The sequence below is a fragment of the Salipiger sp. IMCC34102 genome (assembly GCF_004145405.1).
Taxonomy (GTDB): domain Bacteria; phylum Pseudomonadota; class Alphaproteobacteria; order Rhodobacterales; family Rhodobacteraceae; genus Loktanella.
In genome coordinates, this window is record NZ_SELQ01000005.1 from 52047 (window position 1) to 69736 (window position 17690).

At 66.5% G+C, this 17690-nt stretch carries 18 protein-coding genes; 5 read left to right on the forward strand and 13 right to left on the reverse strand.

The features are described 5' to 3' along the window. Positions 1-11: 11 nt before the first annotated feature. The 7 genes from EU805_RS11575 to EU805_RS11605 form a co-directional block, all read right to left on the reverse strand. Entirely contained in the window at positions 12-404 is a 393-nt protein-coding gene (locus EU805_RS11575) for a hypothetical protein (RefSeq protein ID WP_129764142.1), read from the reverse strand. Then, entirely contained in the window at positions 401-2398 is a 1998-nt protein-coding gene (locus EU805_RS11580) for an acetyl/propionyl/methylcrotonyl-CoA carboxylase subunit alpha (protein WP_129764143.1), read from the reverse strand. The genes EU805_RS11575 and EU805_RS11580 overlap by 4 nt, the downstream gene beginning before the upstream one ends. A gap of 94 nt (positions 2399-2492) precedes the next feature. Further along, complete coding sequence (locus tag EU805_RS11585) at positions 2493-2717, reverse strand: hypothetical protein (RefSeq protein ID WP_129764144.1); 225 nt, start codon at positions 2715-2717, stop codon at positions 2493-2495. A 130-nt stretch (positions 2718-2847) separates the two neighbouring features. Further along, positions 2848-3192 carry a hypothetical protein gene (locus EU805_RS11590; protein ID WP_129764145.1) on the reverse strand — a complete coding sequence of 115 codons (345 nt, stop codon included), beginning with the start codon at positions 3190-3192 and terminating at the stop codon, positions 2848-2850. Further along, positions 3192-3536, reverse strand: a complete 345-nt coding sequence (locus EU805_RS11595; RefSeq protein WP_129764146.1) for a DUF6497 family protein — start codon at positions 3534-3536, stop codon at positions 3192-3194. Before EU805_RS11595 ends, EU805_RS11590 begins: the two co-directional genes overlap by 1 nt. 23 nt (positions 3537-3559) lie before the next feature. Next, positions 3560-3823, reverse strand: a complete 264-nt coding sequence (locus EU805_RS11600; protein WP_129764147.1) for a Rho termination factor — start codon at positions 3821-3823, stop codon at positions 3560-3562. 137 nt (positions 3824-3960) lie between these two features. Beyond that, positions 3961-5487, reverse strand: a complete 1527-nt coding sequence (locus EU805_RS11605) for an acyl-CoA carboxylase subunit beta (protein WP_129764148.1) — start codon at positions 5485-5487, stop codon at positions 3961-3963. A 177-nt stretch (positions 5488-5664) separates the two neighbouring features. Between EU805_RS11605 and EU805_RS11610 the strand changes: the two genes are divergently transcribed. Then, positions 5665-6882: a multidrug effflux MFS transporter gene (locus EU805_RS11610; protein ID WP_129764149.1), complete on the forward strand. Its 1218-nt coding sequence runs from the start codon at positions 5665-5667 to the stop codon at positions 6880-6882. A gap of 109 nt (positions 6883-6991) precedes the next feature. Here EU805_RS11610 and betA read toward each other — a convergent pair whose 3' ends face one another. The 4 genes from betA to betI all read right to left on the reverse strand — a co-directional run bounded on the left by betA (position 6992) and on the right by betI (position 12286). Further along, on the reverse strand, positions 6992-8650 hold the full coding sequence (gene betA / locus EU805_RS11615; RefSeq protein WP_129764150.1) for a choline dehydrogenase: 1659 nt from the start codon (positions 8648-8650) through the stop codon (positions 6992-6994). After that, positions 8650-10104 carry a betaine-aldehyde dehydrogenase gene (gene betB, locus EU805_RS11620; protein WP_129764151.1) on the reverse strand — a complete coding sequence of 485 codons (1455 nt, stop codon included), beginning with the start codon at positions 10102-10104 and terminating at the stop codon, positions 8650-8652. Before betB ends, betA begins: the two co-directional genes overlap by 1 nt. A gap of 125 nt (positions 10105-10229) precedes the next feature. Beyond that, positions 10230-11735, reverse strand: a complete 1506-nt coding sequence (gene betC / locus EU805_RS11625) for a choline-sulfatase (protein WP_129764152.1) — start codon at positions 11733-11735, stop codon at positions 10230-10232. Next, positions 11732-12286, reverse strand: coding sequence for a transcriptional regulator BetI (gene betI / locus EU805_RS11630; protein ID WP_129764153.1), 555 nt, complete (start codon positions 12284-12286; stop codon positions 11732-11734). Before betI ends, betC begins: the two co-directional genes overlap by 4 nt. Positions 12287-12368: 82 nt before the next feature. On the opposite strand from betI, the gene choX reads away from it, so the two are divergent. The 4 genes from choX to choV are packed head-to-tail and all read left to right on the forward strand — an operon-like array spanning position 12369 to position 15629. After that, complete coding sequence (choX, locus tag EU805_RS11635; RefSeq protein ID WP_129764154.1) at positions 12369-13298, forward strand: choline ABC transporter substrate-binding protein; 930 nt, start codon at positions 12369-12371, stop codon at positions 13296-13298. Between the two features lie 3 nt (positions 13299-13301). Next, a complete protein-coding gene (locus EU805_RS11640) occupies positions 13302-13766 on the forward strand; it encodes a VOC family protein (RefSeq protein WP_242494134.1) in 465 nt (154 codons plus the stop codon). 1 nt (position 13767) lies between these two features. Continuing rightward, positions 13768-14616: a choline ABC transporter permease subunit gene (gene choW, locus EU805_RS11645; protein ID WP_370318202.1), complete on the forward strand. Its 849-nt coding sequence runs from the start codon at positions 13768-13770 to the stop codon at positions 14614-14616. After that, entirely contained in the window at positions 14613-15629 is a 1017-nt protein-coding gene (gene choV, locus EU805_RS11650; protein WP_129764155.1) for a choline ABC transporter ATP-binding protein, read from the forward strand. The genes choW and choV overlap by 4 nt, the downstream gene beginning before the upstream one ends. 226 nt (positions 15630-15855) lie before the next feature. On the opposite strand, the gene EU805_RS11655 is transcribed toward choV, so the two are convergent. Beyond that, positions 15856-16557, reverse strand: a complete 702-nt coding sequence (locus EU805_RS11655) for a DUF4145 domain-containing protein (protein WP_129764156.1) — start codon at positions 16555-16557, stop codon at positions 15856-15858. Between the two features lie 379 nt (positions 16558-16936). Then, positions 16937-17686: a YebC/PmpR family DNA-binding transcriptional regulator gene (locus EU805_RS11660; protein ID WP_129764157.1), complete on the reverse strand. Its 750-nt coding sequence runs from the start codon at positions 17684-17686 to the stop codon at positions 16937-16939. Between the last annotated feature and the right edge of the window lie 4 nt (positions 17687-17690).

The window sequence follows — 17690 nt, forward strand, 5'->3', positions numbered from 1 at the left end:
GGGGCCGCGGATCACGCGTCGGGCGTGCGGGGCATCCGGCGCGCGGCGCTGCGCACGGCGATCCACGCCAGCGCCATCAGGATCGCCAGCACCAGGCCCAGCACCAGCACGGGGCTGATGGGAACGCTGACCAGGATTCGGCCGATCACGAAAAGCGCGAGGTAGACCGCCAACCCGCCGAAGGTGAAGGTCGGCACGGGCGACAAATGCACCCCCGAGGCGCGCACCACCCCCCAGAAGACGATCACGCAGATCATCGGCACGGTGATCGCGCGGCGCGGCAGGCGCGTGGCCCAGGACACGTCGTCCCCGGGGACCATCACGCTCAGAAGGCCCAGGCCCGCGATGACCGCGATGACGCAGGCCGCGAACCAGATCAGCAGCAGGGATCCGAAGCGGGTCACTCGAACTCCATGATGACGTCGTCGACCGCCAGGCTGTCACCCGCACTGGCGTTGATCTTGGTGACCACGCCCTTGCGGGTCGCGCGCAGGATGTTTTCCATCTTCATGGCCTCGACGGTGCAGAGCGGCTGGCCTTCCTGCACCTCCTCCCCTTCGGAGACCTCGACGCTCACGATCAGGCCGGGCATCGGGCAAAGCAGCAGCCTGGAGGTATCCGCAGCTTCCTTCTGCGGCATCAGCCGGGCCAGCTCGGCCTGCCGCGGGGTGCGCACGTGGGCTCGCAGGTCGGCGCCGCGGTGGCGCACCCGGAATCCGCCCGAGATCTTCGCCACCTTCAACACCAGCGGGCTGCCGTCGACCTTGAGCACCGCGAGGGGCTGCCCGGGGGTCCAATCGCTTTCCACCCGATAGGTGCGACCGTCGAGGGTGACGCTCGCCCCGCCCCGGTCGGCCTCGATCCTGGCGTCGAACTCCACGTCCTGCAGCGCCACGTTCCAGTCCGTGCCCACGGTGCGTTCGTGATTGTCCATCCGCCCCGTGATCCGCGTGCGCCGGATCTCCGATATCCGGTGCATCGCCGCGAGCGCCGCCGCGATGCGACGCAAGGTCTCCCCGCCCAGTGCCACGCCGTCGAAGCCCTCGGGGAACTCCTCCTCGATGAAGGCGGTGGTCATCTCGCCCGCGACGAACTTCGGATGATCCATCACCGCCGAGAGGAACGGCAGGTTATGACCGATCCCCTCGATCTCGAACCGGTCGAGGGCCAACCGCATCTCCTCGATCGCGGCCGCGCGCGTGGGCGCCCAGGTGCAGAGCTTCGCGATCATCGGGTCGTAGAACATGCTGATCTCGCCCCCGTCGAAGACGCCGGTGTCGTTGCGCACGGCGCGCTCGGCCTCGGCCACCTCCTGCGGGGGGCGGTAGCGGGTCAGCCGCCCGATGGAGGGCAGGAAGTTGCGATAGGGATCCTCGGCATAGAGGCGGCTTTCGATGGCCCAGCCGTCGATGGTCAGGCCGGACTGCGCGAAGCCCAGCTTCTCGCCCGCGGCTACCCGGATCATCTGTTCGACCAGGTCGATGCCGGTGATCAGCTCCGTCACCGGGTGTTCGACCTGCAGGCGGGTGTTCATCTCCAGGAAATAGAAGTTGCGGTCGCCGTCGACGATGAACTCCACCGTGCCCGCGCTGGTGTAATCGACCGCCTTCGCCAGCGCCACGGCCTGCGCCCCCATCGCGGCGCGGGTCTCTTCGTCCAGGAACGGGCTCGGCGCCTCCTCGATGACCTTCTGGTTGCGGCGCTGGATCGAACATTCGCGCTCGTGCAGGTAGACCGCGTTGCCGTGGCCGTCGGCGAGGACCTGGATCTCGATATGACGCGGCTGGGTGACGAATTTCTCGATGAAGATGCGATCGTCGCCGAAGCTGTTCGCGGCCTCGTTCTTGGACGACTGGAAGCCCTCGCGTGCCCCGTCGTCGTCCCAGGCGATCCGCATCCCCTTGCCGCCGCCGCCGGCGCTCGCCTTGATCATCACCGGGTAGCCGATCTCGCGGCTGATCTTCACCGCCTCCTCGGCATCCGCGATCAGGCCCATGTGCCCGGGCACCGTGCTGACCCCCGCCTCTCCCGCCAGCTTCTTGGAGGTGATCTTGTCGCCCATCGCCTCGATCGCCCCCACGGGCGGACCGATGAAGGCGACCCCCTCGGCCTTCAGCGCCTCGGCGAACTTCGGGTTCTCCGACAGGAAACCGTAGCCCGGGTGGACCGCCTCGGCCCCGGTCTGGCGGACGGCCTCCATGATCTTGTCGATCACGATGTAGGACTGGTTGGCCGGGCTCGGGCCGATATGGACCGCCTCGTCGGCCATCTTGACATGCAGCGCGCCTGCATCCGCGTCCGAGTAGACGGCAACAGTGGCGATCCCCATGCGCCGCGCGGTCTTGATGACCCGGCAGGCGATCTCGCCGCGGTTGGCGATCAGGATTTTCTTGAACATCAGGCGGGTCCCCTAAAACGCGAAACCGCCGCCAGGGCGGTTGCCCCGGCGACGGTTCCAATGGTGTGAATGCCCCCGAAGGGAGGCAATCCGCTTAGCGGCTGCGGCGGGCGAGACCCACGTCGTCGGCCAGCGCGCCGGCAACGGCGCCGCCGAGTGCCGCGGTCGCGGTGTCGCGATCGTCGCCGCCCAGAGCGGCGGAACCTGCCGCGCCGATGCCGGCGCCGACGAGCGCACGCTCGCCGTCGGTGTCGATGTTGTCGCAGCCAGCAACGCCGAGGACGGCGATGAGGGCCAGTGCGGATGTGGTCTTGAACATTGTACTGTGCCTTTCGTTACGTTCCAGATGCGCGCAAACTTGCTCGCCAGCCGGGCGAACTCAAGCCCGATTGACAAGCAAAGGCGCGAACCCGCCGATTTGTTCCGAATATCTGCGGCCTTGCGTGTGGTCATGCGAAGACATCCGGGAAACTCACGCGCGCGCGCGCCTCGTCGATGCGCAAGAGCGCGTCGTAGCTTTCGGGATCGAAGGGGTCCTCGGCCGCCACGACCTCGCGCCCGAACAGCCAGCTCAACCGCCCCGCGTCCAGGTTGCCGCGCACGAAGGGCTCCGGCCCGAAATGATCCCACAGCGCCTGCAGGAACCCCTCGTCGGCGCGCCGGTCGGGGGGCCTGCGGTCGGCGAAGCGTTCGCGCGCGCGCAAGGGCGTGGCCCCGTCCTTGTGAGCGCGCCGGATCACGAACTGGTAGTCCGTCCCCGGCAGGCGTCCGGGGAACCCGCGGTGCTTCTCCATCAAAGATCCTCCCAGCGGCACTCGTCGCCGTCTAGGCGGAAGGGCTGGAAATACTGCACGACGTTCGGATCGTAGATCCCGAACTCCGTCGGCTGGTCCGAGACCGACAGGACCACCTGCGCGCTGGTCCACGCCTGCTGCTCCAGCGCCGGTCGCACCAGCCCCTGGCAAAGCCACATCAGATCGTCCGCCACCTCCGCGAAGGTCAGCCCGTCCTCGCCAGACAGGGCGGGAGAGACGAACCGGAACCGCGCGATCCCCGCCTCCTCCTCCAGCATCACGTCCGCAAGCGCGATCTCCAGCCCCGAGGGCACCGAGATCGGCTGCAACTCCTGCGCCGCCACCGGAGAGGCCCAAAGGGCCGCCGTCAGTGCGAGCGCAAGGCCTCGATGAGCGCGTCCTTGTCCATGCCCGAGCGCCCCTCGATCCCGATTTCCTGCGCGCGCGCGTAAAGGTCGTCCTTCGTCCACTCCTCGTAGGGCGGGGCCTTGCCGCCCTTGGTCGAGGGGTCCATGTCCTCGTTGGCCTGCGCGTTCGAAATTCGCGCCGCCTTCTCCTTCGACATGCCCTCGTCGCGCAAGGCCTCGAAGGCTTCGTCGTCCTTGATGCTGGGTCCGTGATCCTTGGTCATCGCACTCTCCTTTCGGGCGCAACGACGCATCCGCGAGCGCGGTTCCCCCGTTCATCTGGCCAGGTAAACTCCGGGGGGAGTCCGCCACCAGCGGACGGGGGGCTGGCCCCCCTGCCCCGATTGCCCGAGGCGCTGCGTCAGAGCGGGATGTTGTCATGCTTCTTCCACGGGTTGGTCAGCTGCTTGCCCCGCAGCGAGGCGAAGGCCCGGCACACCCGCCGCCGGGTCGCACGCGGCATGATGACCTCGTCCACGAACCCCTTGGAGGCGGCGACGAAGGGATTGGCGAAGCGCTCCTCGTAGGCGCCGGCGAGCGTCGCGATCTCCTCCGCGGATTTGCCGCGGTGGATGATCTCGGTGGCCCCCTTGGCGCCCATGACGGCAATCTCTGCCGTGGGCCAGGCGTAGTTGAAGTCACCCCGTAGGTGCTTGGAGGCCATCACGTCGTAGGCCCCGCCGTAGGCCTTGCGGGTGATGACCGTGACCTTGGGCACCGTCGCCTCACCGTAGGCGAACAAGAGTTTCGCCCCGTGCTTGATGACGCCGCCGTATTCCTGGGCCGTTCCGGGCAGGAAGCCGGGGACGTCGACGAGGGTCAGGATCGGGATCTCGAAGGCGTCGCAGAACCGCACGAAGCGCGCGGCCTTGCGGCTGGAGTCGATGTCCAGCACCCCCGCCAGCACCATCGGCTGGTTCGCCACGACGCCGATGGTCTGCCCTTCGAGCCGGATGAAACCGGTCAGGATATTGCCCGCGTAGTCCTTTTGTATCTCGTAGAAGTCGCCCTCGTCCGCGACCTTCAGGATCAGCTCCTTCATGTCGTAGGGGGCGTTGGCACTGGCCGGGATCAGCGTGTCGAGGCTGTCCTCGATCCGGGCCACGTCGTCGAAGAATGGTCGCGTGGGCGCCTTCTGACGGTTGTTCAGCGGCAGGAAATCGAAGAGGCGGCGGCATTCGGCGATGGCCTCGACATCGTTGTCGAAGGCGGCATCGGCGACGCCGGATTTCTTGGTGTGGGTGGAGGCCCCCCCCAGTTCCTCGGCGGTGACGACCTCGTTGGTGACGGTCTTGACCACGTCGGGGCCGGTCACGAACATGTAGGAGGTGTCGCGCACCATGAAGATGAAGTCCGTCATGGCGGGCGAATAGACCGCCCCGCCCGCGCAGGGTCCCATGATCAGGCTGATCTGCGGGACCACGCCGCTGGCCAGGACATTGCGCTGGAAGACTTCCGCATAGCCCGCGAGGCTCGCCACGCCCTCCTGGATGCGCGCGCCGCCCGAATCGTTGATCCCGATCACCGGCGCGCCGTTCTGGATCGCCATGTCCATGATCTTGCAGATCTTCTGGGCGTGGGTTTCCGACAGCGACCCGCCGAAGACGGTGAAATCCTGGCTGAAGACGTAGACCATCCGCCCGTTGATCGTTCCCCAGCCGGTGACGACGCCATCGCCCAGCGGCTGGTTGTCCTGCATCCCGAAATCGACCGCGCGATGGGTGACGAAGGCGTCGAACTCCTCGAACGAGCCGTCGTCCAGCAGCAGTTCGATCCGTTCGCGCGCGGTCAGCTTGCCCTTGGCGTGCTGCGCGTCGATCCGCGCCTGCCCCCCGCCCAGCCGGGCCTCGGCACGGCGGGCCTCGAGCGCTTCGATATGGTCTTTCATCATGCCTCCTCGCGCGGACCCGAAGATCGAGGGTCGGTTGTCGCACCTTAGTCATGCGGAAATTCAAGCGAAAGACCGCCTGCGCAATTTTCCGTCCCCCTGCCCCAGCGTTCCGACATTTTGGTTTGCCCGCGATGGGCGCTGGACTTCCCCGCGCAGGGGCATAGCCTGCGCGCCATGTCAGACTTTCCCAAGGCGCGGTTCGGCGACCGCAGCACGCCCCCGCATATCGTGACCCTGACGCTGCTGGCCGGCGTGTCGGCGTTGAACATGTCGATCTTCCTGCCCTCCCTCACCCGCATGGCCGAGGATTTCGGCACCGACTACGCGACGGTGCAATTCGCCATCTCGGGCTACCTCGCGGCCACGGCGCTGCTGCAGGTGGTCGTGGGACCGCTGTCGGACCGCTACGGCCGCCGCAAGGTGGTGATGGGGGCGCTTTCGGTCTTCATGGTGGCCACGCTGGGCTGCTATCTGGCCACCAACGTCACGGTCTTCCTGGCCTTCCGCATCCTGCAGGCCGCCGTCGCCACCGGGATCGTGCTCAGCCGCGCCATCGTCCGCGACCTCTTCCCGCCGGAGCGGTCGGCCTCGATGATCGGCTACGTCACCATGGGCATGGCGCTCATCCCGATGATCGGCCCCACCATCGGCGGCACGCTGGACGAGCTCTTCGGCTGGCGATCCTCCTTCCTGTTCCTGATGGCGGCGGGCGGGCTGGTGCTGACGCTCTGCTGGGCCGACCAGGGAGAGACCGTGCGCGGCGGCGGCACCTCGTTCAAGGCACAGGTGGCGAACTATCCGGCCCTGCTGACGGCCCCGCGCTTCTGGGGCTACGCGCTCTGCGCGGCCTTCGCGTCGGGGTCGTTCTTCGCCTTCCTCGGCGGGGCCTCCTACGTGGCCGACTACGTCTTCGGCCTGACCCCGTTCCAGAGCGGGCTGGCCCTTGGCGCGCCCGCCATCGGCTACGCGGTGGGCAATGGGATTTCGGGCCGCTTTTCGGAACGCGTGGGACTGAACCCGATGATCCTGTGGGGCTGTATTCTGGCCTTCGCGGGGATGGGGCTGTCGCTGCTGCTGGCGCTGGCGGGACTGCAGGATCCGCTGGTCTTCTTCGGGCTCTGCACCTTTCTGGGGCTCGGCAACGGGATGACCATGCCCAACGCCACAGCGGGCCTTCTGTCGGTGCGACCGCGCCTGGCGGGCACCGCGAGCGGTCTCGGCGGCGCGCTGATGATCGGTGGCGGGGCGGCGCTCAGCCAGCTCGCGGGCGTCCTCCTGGAGGGCGCGCAGACCGCGATCTCGCTTCAGGCGCTGATGTGCGCCAGCGGCCTGGGGTCAATCGCCGCCGTGGCCTTCGTGATGTGGCGGGAACGCAGGCTGGTCATCGCCTGAGCTCGGCACAGCGCGGCCAGCCTCGGCTTGGTCGAGGTCCCTCGCCACTGCCGTCCGCGCGAACGCCGCCGCGGCCCGGCCAGGCGCACCGCGAGGAAGCCTTCGGTCCCTACCGTTGGCTCGTCGCCCAGGCAGGGTGGATCCAGGGCTGCTCGTTCGCGCGGGCGAGCGGGGCGCGGCCCAGGATATGATCCGAGGCCTTTTCCCCCACCATGATGGACGGCGCGTTGAGGTTGCCGTTGGTGATCCGCGGAAAGATCGAGCTGTCGGCGACCCGCAGCCCCTCGACCCCGATCACGCGGCATTCGGGGTCTACCACGGCCATGGGATCGTCCACGGCCCCCATCTTGCAGGTGCCGCAGGGATGATAGGCGCTTTCCGCGTGCTCCCGGATGAAGGCATCCAGCTCGTCGTCAGACTGGACCGCCGCGCCGGGCTGAATCTCGTGCCCGCGGAACGGGGCGAAGGCCTCCTGCGCGAAGATCTCGCGCGTGAGGCGAATACAGGTGCGGAAATCCTCCCAGTCCTGCGGATGGGACATATAGTTGAAGAGGATATGCGGCGCCTCCGCCGGATCGGCGCTGGCCAGCGTCACGGCCCCGCGCGAGGGCGAGCGCATGGGGCCGACATGCGCCTGGAAGCCGTGGCCTTCGGCGGCCACCTTGCCGTCGTAGCGAATCGCCAGCGGCAGGAAATGGAACTGGATGTCGGGATACTCGACCCCCGGCCCGGAGCGCACGAAGGCCGCGCTTTCGAACTGGTTCGAGGTGCCCAAGCCCCGCTTGCCGAAAAGCCATTGCGCGCCGATGATCGCCTTCCACATGAGCTTCCAGTAGGTGAAGAGGCTCACGGGCTGGGTGGCGGCCTGCTGGATATAAAGCTCCAGGTGGTCCTGCAGGTTCTGGCCCACGCCGGCACGGTCCGCCACCACGTCGATGCCGTGTTGGGCCAGATGGGCGGCCGGTCCGATGCCGGACAGCATCAGCAGCTTGGGCGAGTTGATCGAGGAGGCCGCGACGATGACCTCCTTGCCGGCGTGGATCACCTCGCGCACGCCCTTGCGGTCGACCTCGACCCCGGTGGCGCGCCCCTCCGCGATGACGATGCGGCGGGCGAAGGCGCGGATCAGGGTGCACTCGGGCCGCTTCAGCGCGGGGCGCAGGTAGGCGTTGGCCGCCGACCAGCGCCGCCCGAGGTGGATCGTCGCGTCGAAGGGGCCGAACCCTTCCTGCTGTTCGCCATTGTAGTCGTCGGTGGTGGGATAGCCCGCCTGGCGTCCGGCCTCGACGAAGGCGCGCACGAGCGGGTTGCGGCGCGGGCCGCGGCTGACGTGCAGCGGTCCGTCGGTGCCGCGCCATTCGGGATCGCCGCCGTGCAGCCCGGCATGCCAATGCTCCATCCGCTTGTAGTAGGGCAGCACGTCGGCATAGGCCCAGCCGCGCGCGCCGGTTTCCTCCCAATGGTCGAAGTCGCGGGCGTGGCCGCGCACGTAGACCATGCCGTTGATCGACGACGACCCGCCGATCACCTTGCCCCGCGGCGTCGCCAGGCGCCGTCCGCCCAGGTGCGGCTCTGCCTGGGTGGAATAGCCCCAGTCGTAGGCCTTCATGTTCATCGGATAGGACAGCGCCGCCGGCATCTGGATGAGCGGCCCCGCGTCGGACCCGCCGTGCTCGATGACGATGACGGACTTGCCCGCCTCCGACAGGCGGTAGGCCATGGCGCAGCCCGCGCTGCCCGCGCCGACGATGACGTAGTCGGCCTGCATCAGAACGGCGCCTCCACCGGGGTCATGGCGACGTAGACGCCCTTGAGCTGGCTGTAGTGCTCGATCGCGGCCTTCGAGTTCTCTCGCCCCACGCCGGACATCTTCATGCCGCCGAAGGGTGCCTCGACAGGAGAGAGGTTGTGGGTGTTGATGTAGCAGGTTCCCGCCTGAAAGCCCGCGGCCATGCGGTGCGCGCGCGCGAGGTCTTTCGTGAAGACCGACGCCGCGAGGCCGAAGGGCGTGTCGTTGGCCCGGCGCAGCGCCTCCTCCTCGGTGTCGAAGGTCAGGACCGACATGACGGGGCCGAAGATTTCGTCCCGCGCGATGCTCATCTCGTCGGTGACGTCGGCGAAGACGGTGGGGTCCAGGAAGAACCCGTCGCGGTCGGGCCGCGTGCCGCCGTGCACCAGCCGCGCGCCTTCCTCGATCCCCTTGGCGATGAAGCCTTCGACGATCTCGCGCTGGCGGGCGCTGACCATGGGGCCGAAGGTCGTCTCCATCTCCATCGGATCGCCCATGACGGCGTTCCCCAACCGCTCGGTCAGCCGGTCGAGGAACCGATCCACCAGGCCGCGCTGCACGAAGACGCGCGTCCCGTTCGAGCAGACCTGCCCCGACGAATAGAAATTCCCCAAAATCGCGCCGCCCACGGCATCGTCGAGATCGGCGTCCTCGAAGACCACCTGCGGGGACTTGCCACCCAGTTCCATCGTCACGTGCCGCAACCCTTCCGCGGCGGCGGCATAGACCTTCTGGCCCGTGGGCACGGACCCGGTGAGCGAGACCTTCGCGACCCGCGGATCGGTGGTGAGCGCGGCGCCCACCTCACCCATGCCCTGCACCACGTTGAAGACCCCCGGCGGCGCGCCCGCCTCGATCAGGATCTCGGCCACCTTCAAGGCGCAAAGCGGCGTGGTCTCGGACGGCTTGAAGACCATGGTGTTGCCGCAGGCGAGCGCCGGGGCGGCCTTCCAGCAGGCGATCTGGGTGGGATAGTTCCAGGCGCCTATGCCGACGCAGACGCCCAGCGCCTCGCGTCGTGCGTAGACGAAATCGCCGCCGCCCAGCTGGATATGCTCGCCCGTCAGGGTGGCCGCGAGACCGCCGAAGTATTCCAGCGCATCGGCACCGGAGGTCGCGTCGGCCACGATCGTCTCCGACAGGGGTTTGCCGGTATCAAAGGTCTCGAGCACGGAAAGATCGTGATTGCGCGTGCGCATGATGTCGGCGGCGCGGCGCAGGATCCGGCCCCGCTCGGTCCCGGACAGGGCCGCCCACTCCGCCTGTGCCGCCTTGGCCGAGGCGATGGCCTTCTCCACGATCCCGGGTGTCGCTGCATGGACCGTTGCAATGGTCTCGCCGGTATAGGCGTAGATCACGGGGATCGGCGTGCCCGTCGTGTCCTCGACGTAGGCGCCGTCGATGAAATGGCTGGCGGTGGGTTGGGTGTCCATCGTGGGAGCCTCCGGCGGGCGTATTCGGGAAAAAAGCGAGGGGTTGGGCGTCGTGATCGGATGGGCGGTGCGTGTGGAGAGCGCGGGAGCCTCCGGCGGGAGTTTATTCCGCCAGATGAAGCGGATCAGTCCTTCGGCGCGCGTTGCGCCTCTTCGAGGACGTTGAGGTCCATGTGGTTGCGCATGTAGCGTTCCGAGGCGAGCTGGAGTGGCTGGTAGTCCCAAGGATAGTAGGCGCCGTTGCGCAAGGCCTCATAGACGACCCACCGGCTGGCCTGGGAGTGGCGGACGTCGGCATCGAAGCGGTCCAGGTCCCAGCGGACGGCGGCCTGTTGCCGCAGGTCGGCCAGGGTGTCGGCGTGGGCCGGGTCGGCCGCGAGGTCGGTCAGTTCGTGCGGATCGGCCTCGAGGTCGAAGAGCTGTTCGGGGTCTGCGAGGCAGTTGGTGTATTTCCACCGGCCGGTGCGCAGCCCCACCAGCGGGGTGATCGACCCTTCGGCGGCGTATTCCATCGTTACGGGATCGGTCCGCGTCACCCCCTGCCCCTGCGGGACGAGGCTGTGGCCTTCGGTCCAGGGCGCGACCTCGGACATGTCGACGCCGGCGAGGTCGCACAGCGTCGGGCAGACGTCGATCGTGCTCACCGGTTCGGTCACGAGGCCCGGTTCCATCTGCGGCGCGGCCACCATGAGCGGCACGCGGGACGAGCCGTCGTAGAAGCTCATCTTGAACCAGAGCCCCCGGGCCCCCAGCATGTCGCCGTGATCCGAGACGAAGAGGATGATGGGATCCTGCTTCGTATCCTCCAGCGTCTGCAGGATCGCGCCGATCTTGTCGTCGAGGTAGGAGATATTGGCGAAATAGGCCCGGCGGGCGGTGCGGATGTGGTCCTCGGTGATGTCGAAGTTGCTGCGGTCGTTGGCATCGAGGATGCGCTGGCTGTGGGGATCCTGATCCTCGTAGGGGATCGGGCCGACCTGCGGCAGAAGATGGTCGCACTCCTCGTAGAGGTCCCAGTACTTCTTGCGCGCGACGTAAGGATCGTGCGGGTGGGTGAAGCTGACCGTCAGGCACCAGGGCCGCGGGTCCTGTTTGCGTGCGTAGTCGTAGATCTTGCGCGTCGCGTGGTAGGCGACCTCGTCGTCGTATTCCATCTGGTTGGTGATCTCGGCGGTGCCGGCCCCCGTCACGGACCCCATGTTGTGATACCACCAGTCGATCCGCTCGCCGGGCTTGCGGTAGTCCGGCGTCCAGCCGAAGTCGGCGGGATAGATGTCGGTGGTCAGCCGCTCCTCGAACCCGTGGAGCTGGTCGGGGCCGACGAAGTGCATCTTGCCCGAAAGTGCGGTCTGGTAGCCCGCGCGGCGCAGGTGGTGCGCGTAGGTCGGCAAGGCAGAGGAGAACTCGGCCGCGTTGTCGTAGACCCGCGTGAGGCTGGGCAACTGGCCTGTCATGAAGGACGCGCGCGCGGGCGCACACAGCGGCGAGGCGGTGTAGCTGTTGGCGAACCGGGTCGAACGCGCGGCCAGCTTCTTGAGGTTCGGCGCGTGCAACCAGTCCACCGGCCCGTCGGGGAACAGAGTCCCGTTGAGCTGGTCGACCATCAGGATGAGGATGTCGGGCTGGGTCATGACTGGCCTCTGAGCGAGTGAAGGACCGAAAGAACGCGCGCCGTCCCCCCGGGGACATGACCGAAGGCCATGGCAAGGTAGGTACCGTCGATGAGCGCGGCGAGCGTCTCGGCGGCCGCGCGCGGATCGTCGACCTGCCCGCGCAGGGCATGGGTCAGCGTGCTGCGCAATCGCCGCTGGTAGATCCGCAAGAGCCGCAGCGCAGGCGGGCTGGTGTGCGCCTGCGCATAGAAGGTCATCCAGGCGGCGACCGTCTCTGGCGCGAAACACGACGGCGCGAAGCTCGCCTCGATCACCGCGGTGGCGCGGTCGGGGGTGCGGCGCAGCGCGGTCGTCACCTCCGCCCGGTAGTCGGTCAGGATCTGGCGCATGGCGGCGGCGAAGATCTCGTCCTTGCCGCCGAAGTAGTGATGCGCAAGCCCCGACGACATCCCCGCCCGCTTGGCGATGCGCGAGACCGCGACGTCGAGCGATCCCGCATCCCCCACCTCGGCTATGGTGGCTTTCACCAGAGCGGCGCGGCGTATAGGCTCCATCCCAAGCTTGGGCATCACGGGGTTTCCTGTTAGGTCCATGCCATCCTGCCCGGTTTTTATTGACCGGGCAATCAATAAAAAATTCAGGGAGTCTTCCATGACCATGAAATCCACCCTCTCGATCCTGGCGCTCGTCGCCGCCACGCCCGCATTGGCGCAGCAGAACTGCGACGAAGTCACCTTCGCCGACGTCGGATGGACCGACATCACCGCCACCACCGCTGCGACCTCCGTCGTGCTGGACGCGCTGGGCTACGAGACCGACACCAAGCTGCTGAGCGTGCCGGTCACCTACATCAGCCTGGCCGAAGGCGACGTCGACGTCTTCCTGGGCAACTGGATGCCCACCATGGAAGCCGACATCGCCCCCTACCGCGAGGACGGCACGGTCGAGACCGTGCGTGCCAACCTCGAAGGCGCGAAGTACACGCTCGCCGTGAACCAGGCCGCCGCCGATCTGGGCATCGCGACCTTCGCCGACATCGCCGCGAACCGCGACGCGCTGGACGGCGAGATCTACGGCATCGAGCCCGGCAACGACGGCAACCGCCTGATCCTCGACATGATCGAGGCCAACGCCTTCGACCTCGAAGGGTTCGAGGTCGTCGAATCCTCCGAACAGGGGATGCTCGCACAGGTCGACCGCGCCGACCGGTCCGGCGATCCCATCGTCTTTTTGGGCTGGGAGCCGCACCCGATGAACGCGCGCTTCGACATGAGCTACCTCGAAGGCGGTGACGACTGGTTCGGCCCGGACCTCGGCGGGGCCACGGTCTATACCAACACCACCGCGGGCTTCGCCTCGGAATGCGAGAACGTCGGCGCGCTTTTGAACAACCTCGCCTTCACCCTCGAGATGGAGAACGAGATCATGGGCGCGATCCTCGACGACAATGCCGACCCCGAGCGGGCGGCGACGGAGTGGCTGAGCGCCAACCCCGACACCTGGCAGGCCTGGCTGGACGGCGTGACGACCGTCGATGGCGGTGACGCGGTCGAGGCCGTCAGCGCCGCGCTGGACAGCTGAGCGGTGACGGGGTCGTCCGATCCGGGCGGCCCCAAGTCCGCCACGACGCTTGAGATCCGGGCCGGGCTGGTGCCGGAATTGGCCTGTCTCGACCTGCAGCGCAGCCTTGCCTTCTGGTGCGACACGCTGAGGTTCCGGGTGCGCTACGACCGGCCGGGGTTCGCCTATCTGCGGCTGGAGTGCAACGAGGTGATGCTGGAGCAGGCCGGCGGGCACTGGTCCACCGGCCCGCTCGATCCGCCCCTGGGACGTGGGATCAACTTCCAGATGGAAGTCACTGACGTGCAACGGATTCTGGGCCGCGTCACACGCGCGGGGGTTGTGCCCTTTCGCCCGCTGGCCACAAGCTGGTATCGGGTAAAGGAGATCGAGACAGGCCAGTCGGAATTCCTCGTGACCGACCCCGACGGCTATCTGCTGCGCTTCATGCAGCATTCGGGCGAACGGCCCGCAGGAAAGGACGACTGACGTGGACCCCTTGCAACTGGACTGGCTGACAGCCGAGAAGATCCCGGTGGGCGCCTGGTCCCGAACCGCCTTCGACACGCTGCAATCGGCCATCGGCCCGGCGATCGACAGCTTCGCCGACGGCTTGCGCGACACCGTGGACTGGGTGGTCGAGATGGTCCTGGTGCCGCCGCCCATCGTCGTGGTGCTGGTGTTCGTAGCGCTGGCCTACGCGATCCAGCGCCGCTGGCAGATCGCGCTGCTGGTGCTGGCGGGCTTCGCCTTCATCCTCAACCAGGGCTACTGGGAGGAGACGATCCAGTCGCTCACCCTGGTCCTGATGGCCTGTGCCGCCTGCATGGCGATCGGTGTGCCGCTGGGCATCGCGGGGGCGCACAACCCCGGGTTCTACCGGCTGATCGTGCCGGTGCTGGACCTGATGCAGACGCTGCCGACCTTCGTCTACCTTATCCCCACGGTGGTGCTTTTCGGAATCGGGATCGTGCCGGGGCTGATCGCCACGGTGATCTTCGTCCTGCCCGCACCGATCCGGCTGACCTACCTCGGCATCTCCTCCACCCCGACCCCCCTGATCGAGGCGGCGCAGGCCTTCGGCGCGACGAAACGCCAGCTTCTGTGGAAGGTGGAGCTGCCCTCGGCCACGCCGCAGATCATGGCGGGGCTCAACCAGGCGATCATGCTGTCGCTGTCCATGGTGGTCATCGCGGGGCTCGTGGGGGCCGACGGGCTGGGCGTGCCGGTGGTGCGCGCGCTCAACACCGTCAATACCGCGCTGGGCTTCGAGAGCGGCTTCATCATCGTGATCGTGGCGATCATGCTCGACCGCACGCTGCGGGTGCCCAAACGATGAGCGCCGTGGAATTCGACCGCGTCTCCATCGTCTTCGGGGACAAGCCGGAAAGCGCCCTGCCCTTGATGGATCAGGGCCAGACCCGGGCGCAGGTGCAGGCCGCGACCGACCAGGTGCTGGGGGTCCACGACTGCACCCTCTCCGTCGAGGACGGCGAGATCCTCGTCCTCATGGGCCTCTCCGGCTCCGGCAAATCGACGCTTCTGCGTGCGGTCAACGGGCTGAACCCGGTGGTCCGGGGCGAGGTGCGGGTGAACACCAAGGACGGCCCGATCAACGTCACCAAGGCCCGTGGACGCACGCTGCGGCAATTGCGGCTGCGCGACGTCTCGATGGTGTTCCAGCAGTTCGGCCTTCTGCCCTGGCGCACCGTGCGCGACAACGTCGGGTTGGGGCTGGAATTGGGCGGCCTTTCGGCGGCGAAGCGCCGCGCGCGCGTGGATCGGGAGCTGGAGCTCGTGGGCCTGGCCGATCGCGCCGACGCGCTGGTGGGCGAACTCTCGGGCGGCATGCAGCAGCGCGTGGGCCTGGCCCGCGCCTTCACCACCGACGCGCCGATCCTGCTGATGGACGAACCCTTCAGCGCGCTCGATCCGCTGATCCGCGCGCGCCTGCAGGACGAACTGCTGGACCTGCAGGCCGAGCGGGGCAAGACGATCATCTTCGTCAGCCACGACCTCGACGAGGCCTTCAAGCTGGGCAACCGCATCGCGATCATGGAGGGCGGCCGCATCGTCCAGACCGGCACCCCGCGCGAGATCTTCACCCACCCCGAGAACGACTACGTCGCCGACTTCGTGGCCCACATGAACCCTCTGGGCGTGCTGACGGCCCGCGACGTGATGACCGACGGCACCGCGGGCCTGACCGCCGTCGAGGCCGAAACCCCGGTGCAGGACATCATCGACCGCCTGAAAGCGGGCATGATCCTGAAGGTCACCGAGAACGGCCAGCAAATCGGCCAGATCACCCCCACCTCGGTGCTGGACCGGCTGTCGCGGGGCGAGAGCTAGGCGGCGAACACGAGACGAGGAACGTCAGCTTTGCGGATTTTTCTGCCATTGGTTGAATGCCGGCTTCCATAGCGGTGGACAGAAACGCCATTTTGTCCGCCGTCTCATGGAAAGTCTGATCAACGCGCTCGGCTGCGCCGAGATGATGACTTAATCGCCTTGCCGGGCGGGGGCAGCTTTCAAGGACGAATTTCACCAACGTCCAACACTTGAGTTAACGTAAACACTACGTGGGTTTCTTATTTTCACCCTTAGGCTGTCGTTTAGGCACACCCTTGCCTAGTTCGGCTCCAATATCCTCAAGCAAGAAGGCGCGATGCAGAAAGGCTTCGAGAATTGTCATCATGGCATCCAACTGCTTGGGTTTCGGCTGCCAGCCTCGATGCGCTGCGGCGCTCCCGGCATCAATCAATGCACCGAGAACCACCTTCTCCTTTTCAGTTATGTGATCACCAGCTTTCAGCTCTCTTAGCTTGTCCTGAAAAGTCATGGCGGGGTCAATTTTGAGTAATTCAGACGCACGATCAAATACCGTCCGCATGCCAATAGCAGCCAAAACTCCCAAATTGTTGCTTAGTGCTGTATAAACGTCATCGAATAGTGAGCCGAGAATTCGATCTTCGAACTTGATTTCGTCTGTCCACTCCGGCGGCTTACGCTTTGCTGCCGGGGGCCAATAGTTGATGGTCTCTGTATACTCTCGCACATCCGAGCCAACCTCATCATCATAGTAATAGTGGAAGTCCTCGGAATTCGAGCTATTGGATTTGAAATAGTGCGTACCACACCCGCGACACTCTAGAACCTGATAGTATGTCATAGCATCAAAGTCGGGGCTGCGGTATTCCTCTTTGTGTTCAGCAACAACATCCGCCCGCTCCGCACCGCAACTAGGGCAATGACCTACTTCGAATTTCTTTTCTGGCATCGATCAGATGTCTCCGTTAGCTTCAGTCGATCGCTATCTATCCGTAAAACTGTTAAAGCTTAAACTCATTTGACCAGCCTCGATCCCCCCATCAACTTGAGTCGATGCGTCAATAGAAGCCGTTTCTGTTCCTCGTCGCGCGTTGCCGCTCAGTCAGCAAGCTAGCCCAGACATAACGGCACGGCAAAACCTATGTGGATGGGCACGTTTCTGGCTGTCCGGGGGAGCGGTCGTTCGCTGCACAACGACGGATTGGTAGTGAGGGCTCAAAGCCGACCTTCGCTGCATTGACGTCATCCAGCGGTCAGGCCCCCGCACGGCCCCATGAAAAAAGGGCTTCCGCCGGGAAGCCCTTTTCCAACCTTCGATCCGGTAGCCCTCAGCTCTCCGCGTAGGCGGCCATGACTTCGTCGCTGGCCTCGACGTTGGTGGTAACGCTCTGCACGTCGTCGTCGTCCTCCAGCGTCTCCACCAGGCGCATCAACTTTTGCAGCCCCTCCAGGTCCAGCTCGGTCTGCATGTTGGGCTGCCAGACCAGCTTGGTTGATTCGGATTCGCCCAGCTCGGCCTCCAGCGCGGTGGAGACGTCGTTCAGCGCCGTCGCCTCGCAAAGGATCACGTGGGACTCCTCGTCGGACTGGACGTCCTCGGCCCCGGCCTCGATGGCGGCCATCATCACCGTGTCCTCGTCACCGACGGAAGCCGGGTAGATGATCTGGCCCTTGCGGTCGAACATGTAGCCGACGCTGCCCGTCTCACCCAGATTGCCGCCGCTCTTGGTGAAGGTCGAGCGGACGGAGGACGCGGTGCGGTTGCGGTTGTCGGTCATCGCCTCGACGATCACGGCGACGCCGCCGGGGCCGTAGCCTTCGTAGCGGATCTCGTCGTAGTTCTCGCCTTCCCCGCCGGAGGCCTTGTTGATCGCGCGCTCGATCACGTCCTTGGGGACGGAGGAGGACTTGGCCTCCTTCACCGCAAGGCGCAGGCGCGGGTTCTTGTCGGGATCGGGGTCGCCCATCTTGGCGGCCACCGTGATCTCCTTCGACAGCTTCGAGAAGAGCTTCGCCCGGAGCTTGTCCTGGCGCCCCTTGCGGTGCTGGATGTTTGCCCATTTGGAATGGCCGGCCATGGCG